The organism is Bradyrhizobium sp. 142, from assembly GCF_023074015.1.
GTDB lineage: Bacteria > Pseudomonadota > Alphaproteobacteria > Rhizobiales > Xanthobacteraceae > Bradyrhizobium.
In genome coordinates this window covers 1-18,851 of the sequence record NZ_JADPKQ010000082.1, presented here as the reverse complement: position 1 = coordinate 18,851, position 18,851 = coordinate 1, and the positions used below count along the sequence as shown (strand labels likewise).

Genomic DNA, 18,851 nt, shown 5'->3' with positions numbered 1-18,851 from the left:
AAACTTGGTTTAGTCGGTCGGCTACGTTCACCTCTCCCGTAGGGAGAGGTCGGATCGCATCGAAGATGCGATCCGGGTGAGGGGTTCTGGTCTCACCGAATGCCGCGGCCCCTCACCCGGATTGCTTCGCAAAATGCGACCTCTCCCCGTTGGGGAGAGGTGAATTGAGCGCTGAGCTGCCTCAACATCCTTCGTGAACTTGCTGATGACGTCCATAAAGGGCTTCGGCTTGAACTCGCCGTCGAGCGGCAACGGACGGTTCGGCTGCTTGTCCTTGCGGGCGAAGGTGCCGTTGATCCAGCTATAGCGATCCGAGAGGCCCCAGGTCAGGATCGAACGCACCGGGCCGCTAGTCGAGATCGCGCTCAAGAGGTCGTCGACGCGCTTGGCGACGATGGCGTCGCGCTCCGCCGGATTGCCCGTCAGCTTCTGGTCGTCGACGTCGAGCTCGGTGACGAGAACCTCGAGTCCCCACGACCTCAGCTCGGTGACGAATTCGGCCAGCCCATGCGTGTCGATGTCGAGCTCGGCATGCAGGTGTGATTGCAGCCCCACGGCGTGAAGCGGAACGCCCTGGTCGAGCAGGTCCATAATGAGATTGCGGTAAGCGGCGCGCTTGGCGATGAACGAATCTTTGGCCGACTCGATGTCGTATTCGTTGATCGCAAGCTTCACGAACGGGTCGGCCGCGGCCGCGGTGCGGAACGCTAGCGCAATCCAGCGGTCGCCGAGGTGCTGCGTCCAGAACGTGTCGCGCCGGTCTTTTGGACTGCGCGGATTGTCCGGGATCGGCTCGTTGACCACGTCCCACGACGTCAGCTTGTCCTTGTAGTAGGAGACGACGGTGCCGATGTGGTCGACGAACGCGCGCTCGACGCCTTTCGCGTGCTTGATCTGCTTGGTCCAGTCCGGAATGTCGTGATACCAGGCGAGCGCGTGGCCGCGCATCGTCAGATCGTTCTGCCGGGCAAAATCCAGGATCGCATCCGCGCGCTCGAAGGCGAAGGTGTGTGCGTCCGGCCGCAGCATCGGCCATTTCAGCTCGAGCACCGGCACGATTTGGGTGCAATAGGTGCTGATGGCTTCGCCGAGCCGCGGATCGGCTTGCAGATCCCAGAGCGTGGCAGCGGCGCCAAAGCCCGGGCGGCGCTGGGCAAATTTTGACGCCGGCGCTGCGGACGCCGATGCGCCCGCCGCGAGCATCGCGGCGCTGCCGAGTAGAAAATCGCGTCTGTCGAGCTTGGTCACTTGCTGGTCACCTGGCTGCACGCGTTTCAGCGCGCGTGACGCTGCATCGCGGCTTCGGCGATCTCGTAATAATGAAGCGCGCACTTCTCGAGCGTCAGATTGTCCATCACATAGTCGCGAGGCGCGAATGCATCAGCGCGGGCGCGCGACCAGAAGTCACTCCAGCCGGACACGAAGCCATCTGCATCGCTGAAGGTCATGCCGCAGCGCTCGTCGAAATAGGGTACCGACGACACGCCGCCTTCGTATCTCACCTTCTGCGGAAAATACTCCGGATCCCGCCACGGCCCGCCGCGATCCCAGGCAAACACGGGGACGCCGCTCGACAACGCCTGCTGGCAGGCGATGCCCTGGCTCTCATGCTCGCAGAGAAAGATCATGCTGCGGCAGCGCGCCAGCGCCGCCTTGTAGTCGTCCTCCTTGTAGTGGCCGTAGCGGATCACCTCGACCGTGCGGCCGTCCGCCTCGAGATGCCTGCGGATCGGGTCGATCAGCTCGCTCTCGTAGCGGTCGTGCTCCCAGCGCACCTTGTCGTAGAGCAGCACGTCGACGCTTTTCTGCTCGGCGGGCGCGGGCGTCCACAGGTCGGTCTCGATGCCGACCGGCCAGGCCTCGACATGCGGCCAATACGGCCGGAACATATCGGCGTACCAGGTGCAGGGCACCAGGACGGCCTTCGTTTGCAGGTCCTTGAGACGCCCCGCTGCCTGCACCGGATGGTCGTACATGGCGACGCCGAGCAGGAGCGGGTTCTTCCAGGCGAACCAGTCGAGCACGAACGGCCGCCCGATGATGCAGGCGAGCTCCTCCGGGTGCTTGCGGATATAGCGGTAATCGTTCACCCGATAGCGAATGCCGATCCTGTCGAGGCCAGCACAGAGATTGAGGAGGACGCGCCGCTGGCCGCTGATCCACGGCTTGCCGAGCAGCATCCGCCGCAGCAGCGGCCGGATGTGGCGGTCGCCCGGAAACCAGCGATCGTCCTGCTCCTCGAAGAACAGGTTGAGCACCATCCGTTCGCGCTCGGTCGCGGTGGCCGCTGGAGCCAGGGGGGCGTCGGCCCCGCCGTCCAGCCGGGAGGCCGGGGTCACCCGTGTACGTTCGGCAACGTCCATGTCAGTCACGTCCACGCATTACAGAAGGCCGGGCGGCGTCTTTGAAATCATAGTTTCTTTTCGGTCGTTGCGGCGCCCCGTTCAAGAACAGGGCAAATTTAACGCTAACGCGCGAAACCGGCCGGGCCCGCTCCATTCGGGCGCCGATTTGCAGACTTATGTGGCTATCTTGAGGGATGAGGGATGCTGGGGCGCAGTCCGATCGCCACGCCAAAGTCCAACTGATTAACCGCCGCTCAAGCGCAAGGCTCAACCGCAAGGCCGCCGGTCCCATGCTCGCATGCTGAATCGCCATTTCTCCATCTACCTCGTGGCCTACATCCTGCCTGCGGCGGTGGGCTTCTTCGCGGTCACCGCCTACACACGGCTGCTGACGCCGGCGGAGTACGGCGTCTACGTCATCGGCATCAGCCTTGCCGGCATCCTGGGCGCGATCTTCTTCGCCTGGATCAAACTGTCGGTGTCACGCTATCAGGCGATGTCGGCGGAGGTGGATTTTCGCGGCACGGCGATGGTCGCCTTCGTCCTCACCGCCGCGGCCCTTTGCGCCGCGACCCCCCTGGTCTTCCTGTTCCGCAGCGACGTCAGCGTCGAGCTGCTGCTCGCCAGCATGTTCGTTGCGATCATGGCGAATGCGGTCGATGTCGGACAGGAGTTCGAGCGCGCCAAACTGCGGCCCTACCGGTTCGCCGCCATTTCGATCGTGCGCAGCGTGTCGAGCATCGGTTTCGGCCTGCTCGGCATCTGGCTTGGCTGGGGCGGCATGGGCCTGCTCGCGGCGTTTGGTCTGGGCTCGCTGACGGGCATCATCCTGAACCTTGCCGGAGATCGCACCAGGATCGCACGTTTTCAACGCAGCCAGTTCATGCAGCTGGTGCGTTACGGATTGCCTCTGACGCTGGCTGGTCTCTCCGTCGCGTTGTACTCGACGTGCGACCGGCTCATCGTCGCCTGGCTGCTCGGCAAGGATGCCGCTGGCATCTTTGGCGTGGCGGCAGATCTGCCGCGCCAGTTCATGGTCATGATCGCCTCCAGCGTCGCCGCGGCGACCGTGCCGCTGGTGTTCCGGACATTGTCTGAAAAGAATGACGCGGTGACGCGGGAGCGGCTGACCGAGAGCCTCGAACTGCTGCTCGTCGTCGTCGCGCCCGTTGCGGTCTGGCTTGCGCTCGCGGCGGACCAGGTCGCAGGCACGCTCGTCGGCGTCGATTTCCGAGCCGGCGTGTCGGCGCTGCTGCCGACCTTGGTGATCGCCCGCTTCTTCGGCATCGCCAACCAGTTCTACGTGCAGATCAGCTTTCAGCTTGCCGAGCGGCCCTTCATGCTGGCGGCGCAGTCGTTCCTCACGCTGGTCCTGAGCGTGGCGCTGATGCTCGTGCTGGTCGCAGGCTACGGCATCTACGGTGCGGCACTGGCGACGCTCGCGACCGAGGCGATCGGCCTCCTCGTCGCCGTCGTGCTGATGCACCGCGCCCATCCCGTGCCGTTCGACCTCAACCGGCTCGCCGGCATTGCCGCCTCCGCCGCCGCGATGGCGGCTGCAATCCTCGTTGCACGATCGCAAGCGAGCGGCACCGGCCTCGTCCCACTCATCATCGTCAGCCTCGCCGGCGGGCTGGCTTATGCCGCCGCTGCGTGGCTGTTCAACGTCGCGAATGTGCGGACGCTGTCGCTGCGCTTCCTGCGATCCTTCAACCGGAAGGCGCTAGGCGTTTAGCGCGCCTGTTGGGTGTGGCCCCGCCAACTGACGCCAGGGCGGCCATCGCAATCCGGACATTCTGCCGCAGCGAGAGGCCACCAGCCTCAGACCAGCCCCGGCCGCGAGCCGCCCTTCCGCCTGCGCGCGCCGTCGTATATGAGAGGTTTGTCGCCGGAACGGGCCGAATATCGCCACACAGGGAACGTAAGGCGGCTGTGATTTCTTAATCCAGAAATCGCAATCTGATACGTGACCGACACAAGCGCGGACTGGCATTTCGACCGAGGATGGCATGAAAGACCGATTGACGACGGCGCAATCCACCGTGGCGATGCGGCGTTGGGGGCCTCCCGGAATTCTGACATTGGCGGCAATGGTCGCCTTTGCAGCACTGACGCCGGCCGCCGCGGCGAAGCAGGCGCGCCAGCCTGTCGAGGCTGTGGCCCCGCGCGAGGCCGGCGAGCCGATTATGGCGATCGTGTCGATCAAGAGCCAGCAGGTCACGTTCTACGACGCCGACGGCTGGATCCTGCGCGCGCCGGTGTCGACCGGCACGACAGGGCGCGAGACGCCGGCGGGCGTCTTCGCCGTCATCGAGAAGGACAAGGACCACCACTCGACCATGTATGACGATGCCTGGATGCCGAACATGCAGCGCATCACCTGGAACGGCATCGCGCTGCATGGCGGGCCGCTGCCCGGTTATGCCGCCTCACATGGCTGCGTACGGATGCCCTTTGGGTTCGCGGAGGGTCTGTTCGACAAGACGCAGATCGGGATGCGGGTGATCATCTCGCCTGAGAACGCGGCCCCGGTCGATTTCTCTCATCCCGCGCTGTTCTTGCCGAAGCGGGAGGCCATTGCGGCAGCGCCGAACCGTATCGGCAAGCTATCCGCCGAGGCCGAGGAGGCGACCCGCGCTGCCGACGAGGCCAAAAAGGCTGCGGCAGCGGCAGCGAAAGAGGCCGCCTCGCTTCCCGCTTCGCTGCGCAAGCTGGAACAGCAAAAGGCCCGCGCCGACGCCGAGCTCGCCTTCGCCGACAAGTCTTTAGCGGCAGCAAAGACCGACCAGGCCATGGCGAAGGCTGATGAGCTCAGGCAGAAGGCGGCCGCCAAGGCGGCGGATGCAGCGACGCAGCTCGATTCCGCCAGGGCCGCGGCGCAGTCGAAGCGCGATGCCGTCGCTGCCACCAAGGATGTTGCGAAGGCGGCGGCAGCCAAGAAGGCCGACGCGGTCAAGGCGGCGACCGACGCAAAACTCGCGCTCGAGCCGGTTTCGGTCTACATCAGCCGCGCGACGCAGAAGCTTTACGTCCGGCGGAACACGCACAAGCCGGCGCCGGACGGCGGCGGCGAAGTGTTCGATACCAGCATCGAGGTCCCGATCGCGATCCGCAATCCCGACCAGCCGCTCGGCACGCATATCTTCACGGCGATGGCGAAGAACGATACAGGCTTGCGCTGGAGCGTGGTCACGATCGAAAACGGCGACGACGCCAAGAACGCGCTCGACCGGATCACCATCCCGCAGGAGGTGCTCGATCGGATCGCGCCGACCGCATTGCCGCGATCGTCGATCATCATCTCGGACGAGCCGCTCAGCAGCGAGACCAATTATCGCACCGAGTTCGTCGCGGTGTTGAGCAACCAGCCCCAGGGCGGCTTCATCACGCGCAAGCCGACCGCGCCGATGGACATTGCCAGCGATGACAGCTGGGACAATGGCGGCAATGGCTTCGGCTTCTTCTTCCAGCAGCGCGATCCGTATCCGCAGCCGGTCAATCCGCGCCGGCGCGGCCAGTACCAGTACTATCAGCCGGCGCAGCCGATGCCGCGGAGCTTCTGGTAGGACACCGACCGCCGCCCTTCAGCCACATGGATGTCTGGAGCGCAGGGGCGGAGGCAGATTCACTTAGCGCGCCGTTATCACCAGGGCCTGGATCTTGGCTTCGATCGGTCCGGATCCGTGACGCAGCCGGATCACCTCAGTGACGGCGTCGGTTGCGGCCTGAAGCCTGCTGGCGTCTCTTGCCTCGATCTCGGAACGCAGCGGTGTGCCCTGGCAATAGGCGAACGCAACCTGTTCGGCCGTTGGCGCGCGACTTAGCGCAGGTCTCGTTTCGATCGATATGTCGCGGAAGCCTGCGCCTTCGAGATCTGCCTTGATGACGGCCTTGTCGTGATAGCCGTGCGGCGTCCGGGCCATGAAGCGGGGCGGATCATCGGGAAACAGCTCGCCGAGCGCCATCGTTACCTCGTGCGCGAACACGTTCTCCTCGATACGGTCCCAGACGTTGAACAGGAACGTGCCGTTCGGCTTCAGGACGCGCTTTGTCTCCGCATACGCCTTGACGCGGTCCGGAAAGAACATGGCGCCGAACTGGCAGCAGACCACGTCGAATTCGGTGTCGTCGAACGGCAAGGCCGATGCATCGGCCTGGCGCCAGGAAATGCGGGGATCCCCAGCCTGGCGCTGCGCGGCGATTGCGAGCATCGGCTCGTTAAGGTCGGTCGCAACGTAGCGGAAGTCGTGAGGCAGTGCGGCGGCAACGGCGCGCGTTACCGCACCGGTGCCCGCGGCAGTCTCCAGCAGTGCCGATGGAGAGAGAGCCGCTACGCGCCTTGCGATATCGTCGGCGAAATCGGAGAAGATCAGCGGCACGAAATAGGTGTCGTAGATCCCGGGGATCGAGCCGGCGAAAACCTTATCGGCATCGGACATGGTCGCCTCGCTGAAGGTCCGGACTTTCAGCGACAGGATAGCACATGGCAGGCGAAAGCGGCGGTTGATCCGTACTATGTGCCGCTCATTGGCCGCAAACTCCTTGGAGCCGAGCCGCTATCGTTCGGTCGAGAGAGCCCGGCCGATCACATGGTCGAGCGAGACGCGCCCCGGCCCGTAGGCCATGATGCCGAGGGCCATCGCCGCCCAGGTGATGTGCACCGGCCAGCCGTCGGGCACGGTAAGTTCGACGATGATAGTCATGAACAATAGCCCGAGCGCGGCGAACCGCGTGCCAAGGCCGAGGATCAGAAGAATTGGAAACATGATCTCTCCGCAGCCCGACAGGAAGGCCATCATCGTCGGCGCGGGATAATGATAGGGGCCGCCGGGCAGGTGCAGCATGAATTCGTCGGTGAACAGCGTCACCGCGGTGTCGTTCAGCTTGAGGAAGCCGCCCCACTTGAGAATGCCGGAGCGCCAGAACGGCACGGCCAGTGCGAAGCGCAGCACCAACTGCACGATCGAGGGCGATGCGATGGTCTGCAGCAGATGATTGGCCTTGTCGATCAGGAGCGCGAGAGCCGGCAGGCTCCCGTCCGCCGACATGCGTTGATCCGCGATCATCCTGCGTCTCCAAAAGCAATCGAGGTGAATGCACCGGCTTCGATCAATCCGGCGATGTTCGAGGCGAGGTCGAAATCGGGCGACGCGTTCAGCGCCGACGCGGCAGCCTCGCCGAGCGGCCGGCCCGACATCAGACTGGCCGCGAAGACGGCGCCGCCGGGCGGAAGGTGCCGGACGACGACGTCGAATTCGGCGCGCGTGATCAATGCATCTTCCGGCGTCGAACCGTCGATGCGTTCGACCGGTGTGGTGTCGCGGTTGGCGGCGAATATCGTCACCGCCGAGAATTTCGAGCGCACGATTCCAGTGGCCGGGTGCGGGATCAAAACCAGGTCGGCCAGCCGTTCCGGCGCGATCGCAGCGAGCTGTGCCGGCGACAACGGCGCGGCGTCCCGGGCGTGGTAGGCGTCAAGCCAGCCACGTTCGATGCGGGCAACGTCGGCGAGCCAAGGCAGTTCCCGCGCATGCTCGTAGCTCTCGATGAACGCGGGAAAGTCGCGGCCATAGTCGAACAGCAGCGGCGAGGTCGGTGGGGACTTGCGGATGTGGCAGCGCGCCATGGCGCGGAAGAAATCGGGGCCGGTGATGCGCTGCACCGCCGGATAGATCGCGGCGAGCGCCTCAATCAGGCTGACCGTGACGTTGTTGCGGTAGACGTCGTAGCGCCGTCCGGCTGATCTGCCATCTCGGCCCGCGACGTCCGGCGGCGCAGGTCGCGTTGGATCGAGCAGCCCCCGCGCGAAAGCCGTGGCAAAAGTCTGGTTCTGCTCAAGCGGCATGACGGTCTGCCGGCAGCGTGCTGGATGCGCCACGGTCGAGGATCACCTGCGCGGCCGCGGCTTCCGCTTGCAGGACCGGCCAATCGGGAATCTTGCTATCCCATTCGATCAGCGTCGGCACCGGGCCGCGACGCCCGATGACGATTTCGAACAGCGTCCACACGGCGTCGGCGACCGGGCCGTCATGGCTGTCGATCAGGAGCAGCGCGCCGTCGTCGTCCGCCTGTACGGCATGTCCGGCGAGATGAATTTCCGCGACATGCGACAGCGGAAAGTCCGCCAGATAATCCAGGGCTGAAAATCCGTGATTGGCCGCGGAGACGAAGACGTTGTTGACGTCGAGCAGAAGCCCGCAGCCGGTGCGCTGCGCGACGCCGCGGATGAAGTCCGTCTCGCTCATGGTCGAGTCGCGGAACGCGACATAAGTCGACGGGTTCTCCAGCAGGATCGGGCGCCGGATCGCGTCCTGCACCTCATCGATGTGATCGCAGACGCAGCGCAGCGTCGCCTCCGTATATGGCAGCGGCAGAAGATCGTTGAAGAAGCTGGTCTCATGCGTGGACCAAGCCAGATGCTCGGAGACCAGTGCCGGCTGGTAGCGCGCGACCAGGCCGCGAAAGCGCGCCAGATGCGCCTTGTCGAGCGGCTGCGGGCCGCCGATCGACATGCAGACGCCGTGCAGCGAAAGCGGATGGTCGCGGCGGATGGCTTCCAGTGCGCGATGCGGCGGGCCGCCCGCGCCCATGTAGTTCTCGGCATGGACCTCGAAGAAGCCGCGCTGCCGGCCGGCTTCGAGGATGGCCGCAAGATGCTCGGGCTTGAAGCTCGTCCCGGCGACGCCGCCGATCGGAGCGGGAAAGCGGAGAGGCACGGCCGTGGACGCATTTGTCTTGGTTGCCATGGTCATCGTGCTCCTCCGCTCCCTGTTTGTCGTGATGTGCCGGCTAGCCGCGTTACACCGGCTTGAGCGAGCCCTTCTTGCCGTTCGGCAGCTCGATGCTGGTGCAGGTGCCGCCCTGCACGAACTTCCACGCGTTGCCCTGGAAGTCGGTGGTCGAGGTGCCCTGGCAGGTGGTGCCCGGTCCCGCCGCGCAATCGTTCTGGCCCTTCAGCGCGACGCCGAAGCATTTTTCCTTCTTGGCAGCCACCGCGGCATCCCCCTCGGCCTTGGTCAGCGGAGCGGCGACGGCCAGCGTCGCGAGCGCGGTGCTAACGGCGCCGGCAAGAACGAACGCAGTGACGGTATTCTTTGCAGACATCGAATATCTCCTCTCGGGATTGCATCGCCCTGTGGGCGATGAGCGCATCGTCTACTTCGTTCGTCCGCGGACAGCGTTACTGCGCAGGCCGCTCACGATTTCGTGAGACCGTTGGGTGCGGCGCACAGGTCGTACGCTTGGGTCCGGATTGGCAGGAAAGCGGTCGGGTAAATCCAATGCCTTGGCGCTATTGAGACCTTAGCCGGAGAGCATTGGAGGCCGCGGGCTTTGCCTGCGAGACGTAACGAACGCGGGCGGCGTCGCGTAGAACGATACCGGGTGGTTTGACCAGTTCCGGCTGGGCCGGAGAGCGGAAACAGCGATGAACGTCTTTCCCGGACGGCAGCTTGATGCGCTCGCCAGGTTGACGGTCAGCATCCGCCTTGCGGTGTCGGCGCTGGTGCTCACCGCAATCCTCCTCACCGCCGCGCTCTCGAGCCTGCTGTGGTGGCGCACGGCGGAGGCGACCAGCCGGCAACTCGCCTCGACGATCAACGAGCAGATCGTCGCCGCCGTCCGCAAGGAGGTCGCAGCCATCGTTGCTGAGGCGCACGCCGCGCACACCGCGATCCGCACGCTGTTCCTCCAGAACGTGCTCGACACCCGCGAAGCCGACAAGCGCGAGTTCGTGTTCCTGTCGCAATTGCAATCGCAGGCCACGATCTCCTGGGTCGCCTTCGGCTGGCCGGATGGCTCCTTCTTCGCCGCCCACAAGCTTGGCGACGGGCATCTGGAGATGATGGAGATCTCGCTCACGGATCACCCGGGCCAGCGCCGCGTCGACGAATATGACGTGGTGCCCGGCGATATCGAATTTGCCAGCCGCCGCTTCGAGCCGACCGGTTTCCGCGTCGCCGAGCGCAGCTGGTTCAAGACCGGCATCGCCGCAAGCGGTCCACAATGGTTCCGCGTGGCCGACCATCCGATCGGCGAGCGCCCGTCGATCGCCTTTGCCGGTCCCATCGACGTCTACCAGGAGCGCCAGGGCGTCCTTGCAATCATCATCGAATACACCAGGCTCGCGCGGTTTCTTTCCCAGCTCGAGGTTGGCCGCACCGGCGCCGCATTCATCCTGGACGACGGCTCCGAGCTCGTCGCCGCGCCCGACAAGGATGCCGACGAATTGCACGCTGCCCATGGCGAGCAGCAGCTGCTGCCGCTGGCGCAGATGGCGCTTGCGACTGCCGGCGGAAAGGGGCGCACGGAGGCGTGGCGAGGCCGGCTCACCGCGAACCACGCGGCTTATGAAGTCGCGCTGACGCCGCTGTCGTTTCCGGGCTGGTCGCTTGCGACGGTGATTCCCGAAGCCGAGTTCCTCGGACCAGTCGAGACGACGCTGCGGCGCCTGATCGTGGGTCTCGCTGTTGGCGCGGTGCTTGCGGCCGTGGCTTCGGCAATGCTCGCGCGGTCGGTGATCGCTGCGCCGCTCTCCCGCGTCGTCGGCGAGCTCCGTCATGTCGAGACCTTTGCGCTGGAGCAGGTGCGGCGTCACCCATCGCGGTTGAAGGAGATCGCGAGCCTGTCCGGCGCGATCGCCGAGATGGCGGCCGGCCTCTCCGCCTTCCGAAAGTTCATTCCGGCCGATCTCGTCCGCTCGCTGCTGCGCCAGGGCGTCGAAGCCAAGCCGGGCGGCGCCATCCAGGAGCTCAGCGTGATGTTCGTCGACATCGCCGGCTTCACCGGCCTGTCGGAGCGGATGGGCGATCGGGTCGTGCCGCTGCTCTCGCGCTATCTCGACCTCGCCTCGGAAGCCATCGTCGCCAATGGCGGCACCATCGATAAGTTCATCGGCGACGCCGTCATGGCGTTCTGGGGCGCGCCTCGGCCGCAGCGCGATCATGCGCTGTCATGCTGCCGTGCCGCGCTCGACTGCCAGAGGGCGATCGCGCAGTCCGGCCTTGCCGACGATCTCGGCCATGCCCTCCAGATCCGAATCGGCATCAATTCCGGTCGCATGCTGGTCGGCAATATCGGATCGGAGCTGCGCCTCAACTACACCGTGATCGGCGACGCCGTGAACGTCGCTAGCCGGCTCGAGGGCGCCAACAAGTCCTATGGCACCCAAATCCTGATCGGCGAGGCAACCGAACGCCTGGCTCGCGGCGCCATCCTCGCGCGCGAGATCGACAGCATCGCGGTGTACGGACGCGAAGAGGGACTCTCGGTCTACGAACTGATCGCGATTGCCGGGGAGGAAAGCAGCGAGGAGACCGGCTGGATCGCGCGCTACGAACAGGGCCTCGCCAACTATCGCGCACGCCGGTTTGCCGCGGCGCTGGCCGATTTCGAAGACGTGCTGAAGCAGTGCGGCCACGATCGGCCGGCCGAGCTGATGCGCGAGCGCTGCCGGCAATTGGCGGAGGCCGCGCCCGATGCGGCCTGGCGGCCGGTCGCCGCGCTGACGAAGTAGCCGCGCGAGTCGATATTCGGGAGCCGTTTGCGCGATCATGCCAAATGCCTTGGCAAAGCCGATCCGTCACGCGCATGATGCGCAGGCGCTATCGGGCCACACACCTTTCCGGACGGTCTCCAACACATGAAAACCACGCTGCTGACAGCTGAGAACTACACCTGCTCGCCGTGGAAGAACGGCGGCGGCGTCTTCACCGATATCGCGGATGCCCATCGCGCCGATGCGCCGGCGAAGGATTGGGACAGCCTGCTCTGGCGCTTCGCCTCGACGCCGATCGTGGCGCCCGGTCCCTTTTCATACATGCCCGGCATCGACCGCCTGCAGATGGTCGTCGGCGGGCGCGGGCTGGTGCTTAAAGGGCGCGACCGTGAATTCGACGAGCGCGAGCCGTTCACGACCGTGCGCTTCACCGGCGAGCTTGCGATCGTGACCGAGCTCGAGGCCGGTCCGGTCGAGGTCGTGAACCTGATGGCGCGGCGCGGTGCGGTCGAGATCGAGCTTTCTGCGCTTACCGAGCCCGGCGATCGGCGCTTGTCCGCCCGCACGCATCTCGTCTACGCGGCCTGCGGCGATTGCAGCATCCGTCTCGATGGTGCGGAGTTTGCGATTCCCGATAGATCTACGCTGAAGGTCGAACTGGCCAGGCCCTCGCAGCTCACGCTGGCCCTGGGCCTGGCGGTGCTCGGATCGATCGAGATCGTCGGCTAAGCCGCAATCCTGCCTGCTACGCGGTTAGCCCGGTGCGCACAATCCGTGCAGTTGGCTAGGTTGACGCCGTGGAGCCGGAGCACGATATGTCTCCCGATGCAGACCGCCGCCAAGAGGCCGGATATGAACGCGCCGCCGAACACCAATTCCGTCACCACGCCTCCCGGCGGCGACGTCGTCGACTGGCTGACCAACGGCACGCGCGACGAGCGCTTCATCGACAATATCTTCGCCGAGATGTGCATCCGGTTGCAGCAGGCCGGCATTCCTCTCAAGCGCTCGACGCTTCATGTCCTGATCCAGCACCCGCAATGGCTCGGCGCCCGCATCATGTGGTCCGACGGCATGCGCGAGGCGGAGATCGCGCGGGTCGACTACGATGTCAGGGAGCGCTCGGAATATATCGGCAGCCCGGCCAACGAGATCCACGACGGTGCAACCGAGCTGCGGGAAAATCTCGAACAGGATTCCTCGCTCGGCCGCAAGCACGCCATCTATGACGAGATGCGCGCGAAAGGCCTGACCGACTATGTGGCCTGGCCGCTCTACCATACGCTCGGCAAGCGGCACATCGTGACCTTCGCGACCGACCGCCCCGGCGGCTTTGACGACGTGCATATCGCGGGCTTGAAGCGCGTGTTGCCGGTGCTGGCGCTGGTCAGCGAGATCCGCGTCAAGAACCGGCTGGCGCGAACCCTGCTGGAAACCTATGTCGGCTCCCATGCCGGCGAGCTCATCCTGGCCGGCGCTACCCGCCGCGGCACCGGAACCACGGTGCGCGCCGCGATCATGATCTGCGATCTGCGCGATTTCACGAAGATCTCCGACAACTGGCCGCGCGACGATGTCATCGATCTCCTCAACGACTATTTCGACGCGATGTCCGAGCCGATCGCGCGCCATGGCGGGGAAATCCTGAAATTCATCGGCGACGGCCTGCTGGCTATTTTCCCGCTCAGCCAGCCCAACGCCTGCGCCAATCTGCTGCATGCCGTGACCGAAGCGCGCCAGGCCATGGTCGCCCTCAACGAAAGGAACAGTGCGACCAGCCGCGCGCCGCTGAACTACGGCATTGGCGTCCATGTCGGCGACGTCATGTACGGCAATATCGGATCCAGCACCCGGCTCGACTTCACGGTCATCGGCCCCGCCGTCAACATGGCCTCGCGGCTCGAAGCGCTCACCAAGCAATTGGGAAAGACGGTGCTGCTGTCGCGCGCGTTTGCCGAGCTGGTCGAGCGGGAGTTCGAGCTGGAGCGCGTCGGCGAATACGAGGTGCGCGGGTTCAGCGAAGCGATCGAGCTGTTTGCGTATCAGGGCTGAAGATGCGATCGGTCGTTGAGGCGCGAAGCGCGGCTCGGCCTGCTTGACGAACGGTTTCTGAAGTATCTGAAGTCGCTTCACGCCGCGCCGAGTCGCCTGGCGCAGACCTCGTGCGGCGAGGCGTGGCTTCTGGACTACAGCCAAATTGCACAGAGCCGACTAAGCCTAAGCTCCGTTTCAACGAGAACTTAGGAAACAAAAAATCATGAAGAAGCTTTTTGCGACACTGGCCGCGACCACGGCGCTGGTCTCCGCTGCGTCGGCAGCCGACCTTGCGGCGCATTACACCAAGGCGCCCGTGGCCGCGCCGATCACCGATTGGACCGGCGTCTATCTCGGCGTTTCGGCTGGCGGAGTCTGGGGCACAAACGAGTGGTCCTCTGACGAGTCCCCTCCTTATCGGCCGGGCTCCTACAACACCTCGGGCTGGACCGCCGGCGGCATCGTCGGTGCCAACATCCAGGTGCGCAACACGGTGCTCGGTGTGGAATTCGACGGCAACTGGGCCGACGTGTCTGGTTCCAAAGCCATCGGAACGCCGTTCAACGGCCTTGGCAACAATATCGCGTCGATCGACAACAAGATCGACTGGACGGCGCATGCGCGCGCTCGCCTCGGCTATTCGTTCGGCAACTGGCTGCCGTTCGTCGCCGGTGGTGCCGCGATTGCCGGCGTGCACGACAAGCTGAACCTCATTGCGCCCGTCGTGTTCAATGGCGCGGTCTATCCCGCCTACAGCAACAGCGCCACCCGCGTCGGCTTCACGGTCGGCGGCGGCATCGACTTCAAGGTGGCGCCGAACGTGATCGTTCGCGGCGAATATCTCTACGACAATTTCGGCAACACCACCGGTCGCCTCGGCGCGCCGACGTTCAACACCGAGGCCTTCACGCTTGACACGCACACGGTGCGTGCGGCCCTCATGTACAAGTTCGACTGAACCTTACCACTCGTTCCAGTCAACTTAAGCCCGGTCTCGTCAGAGGCCGGGCTCTTTTCATTGCGGGCAGGAGGCAATGACTGGCCCAGGACGCGCGCGATATCAGGGATCGCGATGCGAACAGAGGCGACAGCCGCCGGCAAATCTCCGGTCGGGAGTCCTGTTGCCAACGCAGGATTGTATGACTACGCTTTATCCCGGAGCATGATCCGGAAAAGTGCGCAGCGGTTTTCCGAGAAGATCATGCGCAAACAACACCTAAAGACGTTGCTGCGATCGGCCGCAAATTCATGCCAAAATTCCTTCGCATTGGCATCCACCAGTCGAACGTGTCCGGATACACGTCGAAGGCGTGGTGCGTGAGGCGGGTTGGCTCCGCGGTTTTCCTGAAATGGGGCGCCGTAGAGGTCCTTGGCGCCGGCGACGGACGGAAGGTCTACTGGACGCGTCTGCCGCAGGAGAAAACGATTCGTTGTGGCACCGCGCAGCGCGCCCAGGATTATGCAAAAGCCGCAATCGCGCGGCGGCGCAACCATCGCTATGAACCGCTGGCGGGACCCATTGCGAGCCGGCGGCAGTCCGCCGGCAGCAGCGCCGATCTCAAACAGGCGCTCGCCACGATCCTGATCGTCGATATCGTCCGCTCCACCGAGAAAGCAGCGAAGCTCGGCGATGCCCGCTGGTCGCAGGTGATGGGTCACTATTACGCCGCCGTCCGCAAGGAGCTGAAGAGCTCGCGCGGCAAGGAAGTCGTGACGACGGGGGACGGCCTGCTCGCGACTTTCAAGGCGCCGGCGGCCGGCATCAGTTGCGCCGCCGCGATCCAAAAGGCCGTGCGCACGCTGGGGCTCGAGATCAGGGTCGGGCTGCACGCGGGCGAATACAAGGTGAGTGGCGGCGAGGTGGTCGGTCTCGCCTTCCACATCGGCACGCGTGTTGCCGCCAAAGCGCGTGCCGGCGAAGTCCTGGTCTCGAGCGCGGTCAGGGACCTGGTTGTGTCGAAGTCCGAAATCCGCTTCAGGGATCACGGCGTGCATCAGCTCAAGGGCGTGCCGGAGCGATGGCGGCTGTACCGGGTGGAGGGTTGAGGGAGGGATGCAGCGTTGCGGCCCGCAGAGAAGCGATATGACGCGAAAGCGGGGGCGTTGCGTGTACTGTCTTCCGGCTTACGCCAGACAGCGGACGTAGGCACCGATGAGCATTGGACGACTTGAGCGAATGCGAGCAACCGCGCACGCGACCCATTTGCTCACGCATTTCGGGGCGCGAGCTCTCACGAGGCCGCAGCCGACCGCGAGCCACCAAGACGGTTGTACTCCGAGAGAAATCTGTCGTTTGGCAAATTGCTGTCGTCACTGCGCGCATATTCCGCTCTCAAGCCGTTGAGAAAGAACATTTCGTGCGCGCGTTCGTGCTTGGCCTCGATGGGACCGCGCGGCTCGAGTTCGAACAGTCCCTGGATGTGTCCGGCCACGGATTCCGAGACGTTGATCCGCCCCGCGACCCCAAACGCTTCCATCAACCACGCAGTGTTGACCGCATCGCCCCAAATGTCGAAAGTCAGCCTGCGGTTGCCCACGACACCGGAAATCACCGGTCCGGTATGGATGCCAATGCGCAATTGCAAGGCGTATTCCCCTTCGTATCGTGCCTTGAACTGATCGACTTTGGTTCGCATCTCCAGCGCAGCCAGGCAGGCATCGATCGAGTGCCGCCGGTCTGGCGAAAGCACGCCGGCAACCGCCATATAGGCGTCACCGATGGTCTTGACCTTTTCCAGACCATGGCGGGCGCCGATTTCATCGAGGGCCGTAAAATACTCATCGAGGAGATTGATGAGCCTCACCGGCTCGCTCCGTTCGGCCAGCAGCGTAAACCCCTGGATATCTGCAAACAGAATAGTTGCTGACCGGGTGTATTTGGGCCGAACCTTGCCGCTCCGCTTCAGTTCGTCCGCGATCGGCGCGGGCAAGACATTGCGGAGCAGCTCTTCGGTCCGCGCTTTCTCGGCAGCGGCTTTGAGATCCAGCTCACTGATGGTCTGCTCGTACTCGATCAGCTTCCTGCGGAGTTCCAATTGCGCCAGCACCTGATGCGACAGCCTGCGCAGCGATTCAGTCTGCTCGAAGGAAAGCTGGCGCGGTTCGAAATCCATCACGCAGAGCGTCCCGAGCGCATAGCCATCGTCCGTAATGAGCGGCATGCCGCAATAGAAGCGGCACGGCGGCTCCAGCGCGACCATCGGGCTGTTCTCAAACCGCGGGTCCTGCTTCAAATCGGGAACGACGAATAGGTCGGTACCGCAAATCGTCGTCGTGCAGACAGCATTGCCGCGCGGCGCGTCGGGCATCGCGGCCGGAAGTCCATATCTCGCCTTGAGCCAGCGCCGGTCATCATCGATGAAGCTGATATAGGCGACCGGGCAGCCACAGATTTGCGCCGCAAGCTCGGCGATTTCGTCGTAAACAGTTTCAGGCGCGCTATCGATGATGTTCAGCGCGCGCAGGGCAGCCAACCGATCAGTTTCGTTTGCGGGCGTCGGGAACGGCACAGCTGGTTTCCGCGACGGAAAACCTGGCCGGAAGCCTCCTCTGCAGGGAAAACGAACCCTGCCGCTCTCCGGCGGCCAGGTGGCGCTACTAGCGCCCATATTTGGGAAGGAGCCGCGGGTGCGACAAGTGGCGCTCTGCCAACCTGCGGGCACTGCGCGGTTTCCGGCAACTGTGGGTTCCGCCAGCGCGGCTCGATCGCGCCATTCTGCGGCCTTCCGAACTTGCTCGATTTATACGAGACAGCCAGTTCCACGATCCTGGCGCGCAAGTCGATGTGGGCCTCAGAGTCCCTTTTCCCAATATGGCACGCGCCCAATCCGTCGCGCCAAATGATCGACAAAGGCGCGCACTTTTGCGGACATCAGACGGTTGCTGGGATAGACGGCGTAGATCGCGCTCGCTGGTGGCTCACATCCCGGCAAGATGCGCGTCAACGTCCCGGACCGTAGCTCGTCTCCTACCGCCCAGCTCGGCAAGAGTGCGATGCCGAGGCCCCGCAAGGCCGCGATCCGCAGAATATCAGCGTTGTTGCTGCGCAGGAGCCCGCGAGCCGCAATCCTGTGCTCGCCCTTGGCGCTGACAAGACACCACTCATCACCCCACGGCATAACATTACAGTTGCTTTGTTTGCAGACTTCTGAATCCATGGGCAACCATGATTCGAATGTCGTGGGCGCGGGCCGCGTCGGTTGAGGAGACGCTTGCGTTGTGGGCGGCGTCGCTTCGAGAGATCAAGCAGCGGATACGTCCGTTGTTCACGCAAGAGCGTGTGGCGACGAATGCAGGCCTGTTCCTGGAAGGTCTGCTCGGAGATGAGCAGCGCAAGACCGGTTGGATGCGCGCGGAGGCGGCTGGCGATCCTGGCCCGTGGCGTCAGCAGGCGATCCTGGGTCGCGGGGATTGGGACGCTGATGCCCTGCGCGACATCGTCCGGGACTATGTCATCGAGCACTTGGCGGATGACGATGCGGTGCTGGTGATCGACGAGACCGGCTTTCTCAAGCAGGGTAAGGCCTCGTGCGGAGTGGCGCGGCAATACACTGGTTCGGCAGGGAAGATCACGAACTGCCAGATCGGCGTCTTCGCTACCTACGTTTCGCGTCATGGTCATGCGTTCATCGATCGCGCGTTGTATCTTCCGAAGGAATGGACCGACGATCCAGATCGTCTGGAAGCCGCATACGTGCCTGCCGATGTCGGCTTTGCGACCAAACCAAAGCTTGCGACGAGAATGATCGCACGTGCGATAGCCGCGTCTGTACCATTCAAGTGGGTTGCCGGTGATACGGTCTACGGTGTTGGCGACATCGAACAGCAACTACGGCGGGCAGGCAAAGGCTACGTGCTTGGGGTCAGCAGCGCTCATGTGTTTCGATCCTGGGGCAAGCGACCGCCGGTCGCCGGTACGGCCGCGGACCTCGCCCGGACGCGGCGCCCGTCCGACTGGAAGCGCCTGTCGGCGGGAG

The 18,851-nt window shown here is 64.4% G+C and carries 17 protein-coding genes; 8 read left to right on the top strand and 9 right to left on the bottom strand.

The genetic code is table 11. The annotated features are described in order from the left end of the window. Positions 1-27: 27 nt before the first annotated feature. Together IVA82_RS08870 and IVA82_RS08865 are read right to left on the bottom strand one after the other, a co-directional pair. Entirely contained in the window at positions 28-1,248 is a 1,221-nt protein-coding gene (locus IVA82_RS08870; RefSeq protein WP_247493255.1) for an endo-1,4-beta-xylanase, read from the bottom strand. 26 nt (positions 1,249-1,274) lie between these two features. Further along, entirely contained in the window at positions 1,275-2,363 is a 1,089-nt protein-coding gene (locus IVA82_RS08865; RefSeq protein ID WP_247384219.1) for a glycosyltransferase family 1 protein, read from the bottom strand. Between the two features lie 280 nt (positions 2,364-2,643). Here IVA82_RS08865 and IVA82_RS08860 point away from each other — a divergent pair, with 280 nt between their 5' ends. Beyond that, positions 2,644-4,080, top strand: a complete 1,437-nt coding sequence (locus IVA82_RS08860; RefSeq protein WP_247384218.1) for an oligosaccharide flippase family protein — start codon at positions 2,644-2,646, stop codon at positions 4,078-4,080. Positions 4,081-4,354: 274 nt separating this feature from the next. Next, positions 4,355-5,911, top strand: a complete 1,557-nt coding sequence (locus IVA82_RS08855) for a L,D-transpeptidase (protein WP_247384217.1) — start codon at positions 4,355-4,357, stop codon at positions 5,909-5,911. A gap of 63 nt (positions 5,912-5,974) precedes the next feature. Here the strand turns inward: IVA82_RS08855 and IVA82_RS08850 are convergent, their stop codons facing one another. From IVA82_RS08850 to IVA82_RS08830, 5 genes are all read right to left on the bottom strand, one after another. Continuing rightward, complete coding sequence (locus IVA82_RS08850) at positions 5,975-6,784, bottom strand: class I SAM-dependent methyltransferase (RefSeq protein WP_247384216.1); 810 nt, start codon at positions 6,782-6,784, stop codon at positions 5,975-5,977. Positions 6,785-6,901: 117 nt separating this feature from the next. Next, positions 6,902-7,411: a DoxX family protein gene (locus tag IVA82_RS08845; protein WP_247384215.1), complete on the bottom strand. Its 510-nt coding sequence runs from the start codon at positions 7,409-7,411 to the stop codon at positions 6,902-6,904. Beyond that, positions 7,408-8,190 (bottom strand): DNA-binding domain-containing protein, encoded by a 783-nt coding sequence (locus tag IVA82_RS08840; protein WP_247384214.1) that lies wholly within the window; start codon positions 8,188-8,190, stop codon positions 7,408-7,410. The genes IVA82_RS08845 and IVA82_RS08840 overlap by 4 nt, the downstream gene beginning before the upstream one ends. Continuing rightward, positions 8,180-9,091 carry a DUF692 domain-containing protein gene (locus IVA82_RS08835; protein WP_247384213.1) on the bottom strand — a complete coding sequence of 304 codons (912 nt, stop codon included), beginning with the start codon at positions 9,089-9,091 and terminating at the stop codon, positions 8,180-8,182. Before IVA82_RS08835 ends, IVA82_RS08840 begins: the two co-directional genes overlap by 11 nt. Before the next feature lie 52 nt (positions 9,092-9,143). Further along, positions 9,144-9,449, bottom strand: a complete 306-nt coding sequence (locus IVA82_RS08830) for a DUF2282 domain-containing protein (RefSeq protein ID WP_247384211.1) — start codon at positions 9,447-9,449, stop codon at positions 9,144-9,146. A gap of 322 nt (positions 9,450-9,771) precedes the next feature. Between IVA82_RS08830 and IVA82_RS08825 the strand changes: the two genes are divergently transcribed. The 5 genes from IVA82_RS08825 (at position 9,772) to IVA82_RS08805 (ending at position 15,921) form a co-directional block, all read left to right on the top strand. Beyond that, on the top strand, positions 9,772-11,859 hold the full coding sequence (locus IVA82_RS08825; RefSeq protein WP_247384210.1) for an adenylate/guanylate cyclase domain-containing protein: 2,088 nt from the start codon (positions 9,772-9,774) through the stop codon (positions 11,857-11,859). Between the two features lie 126 nt (positions 11,860-11,985). Continuing rightward, positions 11,986-12,570 carry a HutD family protein gene (locus IVA82_RS08820; RefSeq protein WP_247384209.1) on the top strand — a complete coding sequence of 195 codons (585 nt, stop codon included), beginning with the start codon at positions 11,986-11,988 and terminating at the stop codon, positions 12,568-12,570. Between the two features lie 123 nt (positions 12,571-12,693). Beyond that, positions 12,694-13,893, top strand: coding sequence for an adenylate/guanylate cyclase domain-containing protein (locus tag IVA82_RS08815; RefSeq protein ID WP_247384208.1), 1,200 nt, complete (start codon positions 12,694-12,696; stop codon positions 13,891-13,893). 205 nt (positions 13,894-14,098) lie between these two features. Further along, complete coding sequence (locus IVA82_RS08810) at positions 14,099-14,833, top strand: outer membrane beta-barrel protein (protein ID WP_247493254.1); 735 nt, start codon at positions 14,099-14,101, stop codon at positions 14,831-14,833. Positions 14,834-15,123: 290 nt separating this feature from the next. Next, positions 15,124-15,921 (top strand): adenylate/guanylate cyclase domain-containing protein, encoded by a 798-nt coding sequence (locus IVA82_RS08805; RefSeq protein ID WP_247384206.1) that lies wholly within the window; start codon positions 15,124-15,126, stop codon positions 15,919-15,921. A 185-nt stretch (positions 15,922-16,106) separates the two neighbouring features. On the opposite strand, the gene IVA82_RS08800 is transcribed toward IVA82_RS08805, so the two are convergent. Beyond that, on the bottom strand, positions 16,107-17,348 hold the full coding sequence (locus IVA82_RS08800) for an adenylate/guanylate cyclase domain-containing protein (protein WP_247384205.1): 1,242 nt from the start codon (positions 17,346-17,348) through the stop codon (positions 16,107-16,109). Between the two features lie 318 nt (positions 17,349-17,666). Further along, on the bottom strand, positions 17,667-18,032 hold the full coding sequence (locus IVA82_RS08795) for a LysR substrate-binding domain-containing protein (RefSeq protein ID WP_247384204.1): 366 nt from the start codon (positions 18,030-18,032) through the stop codon (positions 17,667-17,669). Between the two features lie 8 nt (positions 18,033-18,040). Between IVA82_RS08795 and IVA82_RS08790 the strand changes: the two genes are divergently transcribed. Continuing rightward, positions 18,041-18,851 (top strand): IS701 family transposase (locus IVA82_RS08790; RefSeq protein WP_247493253.1); only part of this gene is annotated, 811 nt, incomplete at its 3' end.

Bases quoted from the DNA above. Each gene is read 5' to 3' on its own strand.
- IVA82_RS08805 (WP_247384206.1), top strand. From the start codon at position 15,124: ATGCCAAAATTCCTTCGCATTGGCATCCACCAGTCGAACGTGTCCGGA.
- IVA82_RS08845 (WP_247384215.1), bottom strand. From the start codon at position 7,411: ATGATCGCGGATCAACGCATGTCGGCGGACGGGAGCCTGCCGGCTCTC.
- IVA82_RS08825 (WP_247384210.1), top strand. From the start codon at position 9,772: ATGAACGTCTTTCCCGGACGGCAGCTTGATGCGCTCGCCAGGTTGACG.
- IVA82_RS08820 (WP_247384209.1), top strand. From the start codon at position 11,986: ATGAAAACCACGCTGCTGACAGCTGAGAACTACACCTGCTCGCCGTGG.
- IVA82_RS08840 (WP_247384214.1), bottom strand. From the start codon at position 8,190: ATGCCGCTTGAGCAGAACCAGACTTTTGCCACGGCTTTCGCGCGGGGG.
- IVA82_RS08815 (WP_247384208.1), top strand. From the start codon at position 12,694: ATGAACGCGCCGCCGAACACCAATTCCGTCACCACGCCTCCCGGCGGC.
- IVA82_RS08830 (WP_247384211.1), bottom strand. From the start codon at position 9,449: ATGTCTGCAAAGAATACCGTCACTGCGTTCGTTCTTGCCGGCGCCGTT.
- IVA82_RS08850 (WP_247384216.1), bottom strand. From the start codon at position 6,784: ATGTCCGATGCCGATAAGGTTTTCGCCGGCTCGATCCCCGGGATCTAC.
- IVA82_RS08810 (WP_247493254.1), top strand. From the start codon at position 14,099: ATGAAGAAGCTTTTTGCGACACTGGCCGCGACCACGGCGCTGGTCTCC.
- IVA82_RS08795 (WP_247384204.1), bottom strand. From the start codon at position 18,032: ATGGATTCAGAAGTCTGCAAACAAAGCAACTGTAATGTTATGCCGTGG.
- IVA82_RS08865 (WP_247384219.1), bottom strand. From the start codon at position 2,363: ATGGACGTTGCCGAACGTACACGGGTGACCCCGGCCTCCCGGCTGGAC.
- IVA82_RS08835 (WP_247384213.1), bottom strand. From the start codon at position 9,091: ATGGCAACCAAGACAAATGCGTCCACGGCCGTGCCTCTCCGCTTTCCC.
- IVA82_RS08860 (WP_247384218.1), top strand. From the start codon at position 2,644: ATGCTGAATCGCCATTTCTCCATCTACCTCGTGGCCTACATCCTGCCT.
- IVA82_RS08855 (WP_247384217.1), top strand. From the start codon at position 4,355: ATGAAAGACCGATTGACGACGGCGCAATCCACCGTGGCGATGCGGCGT.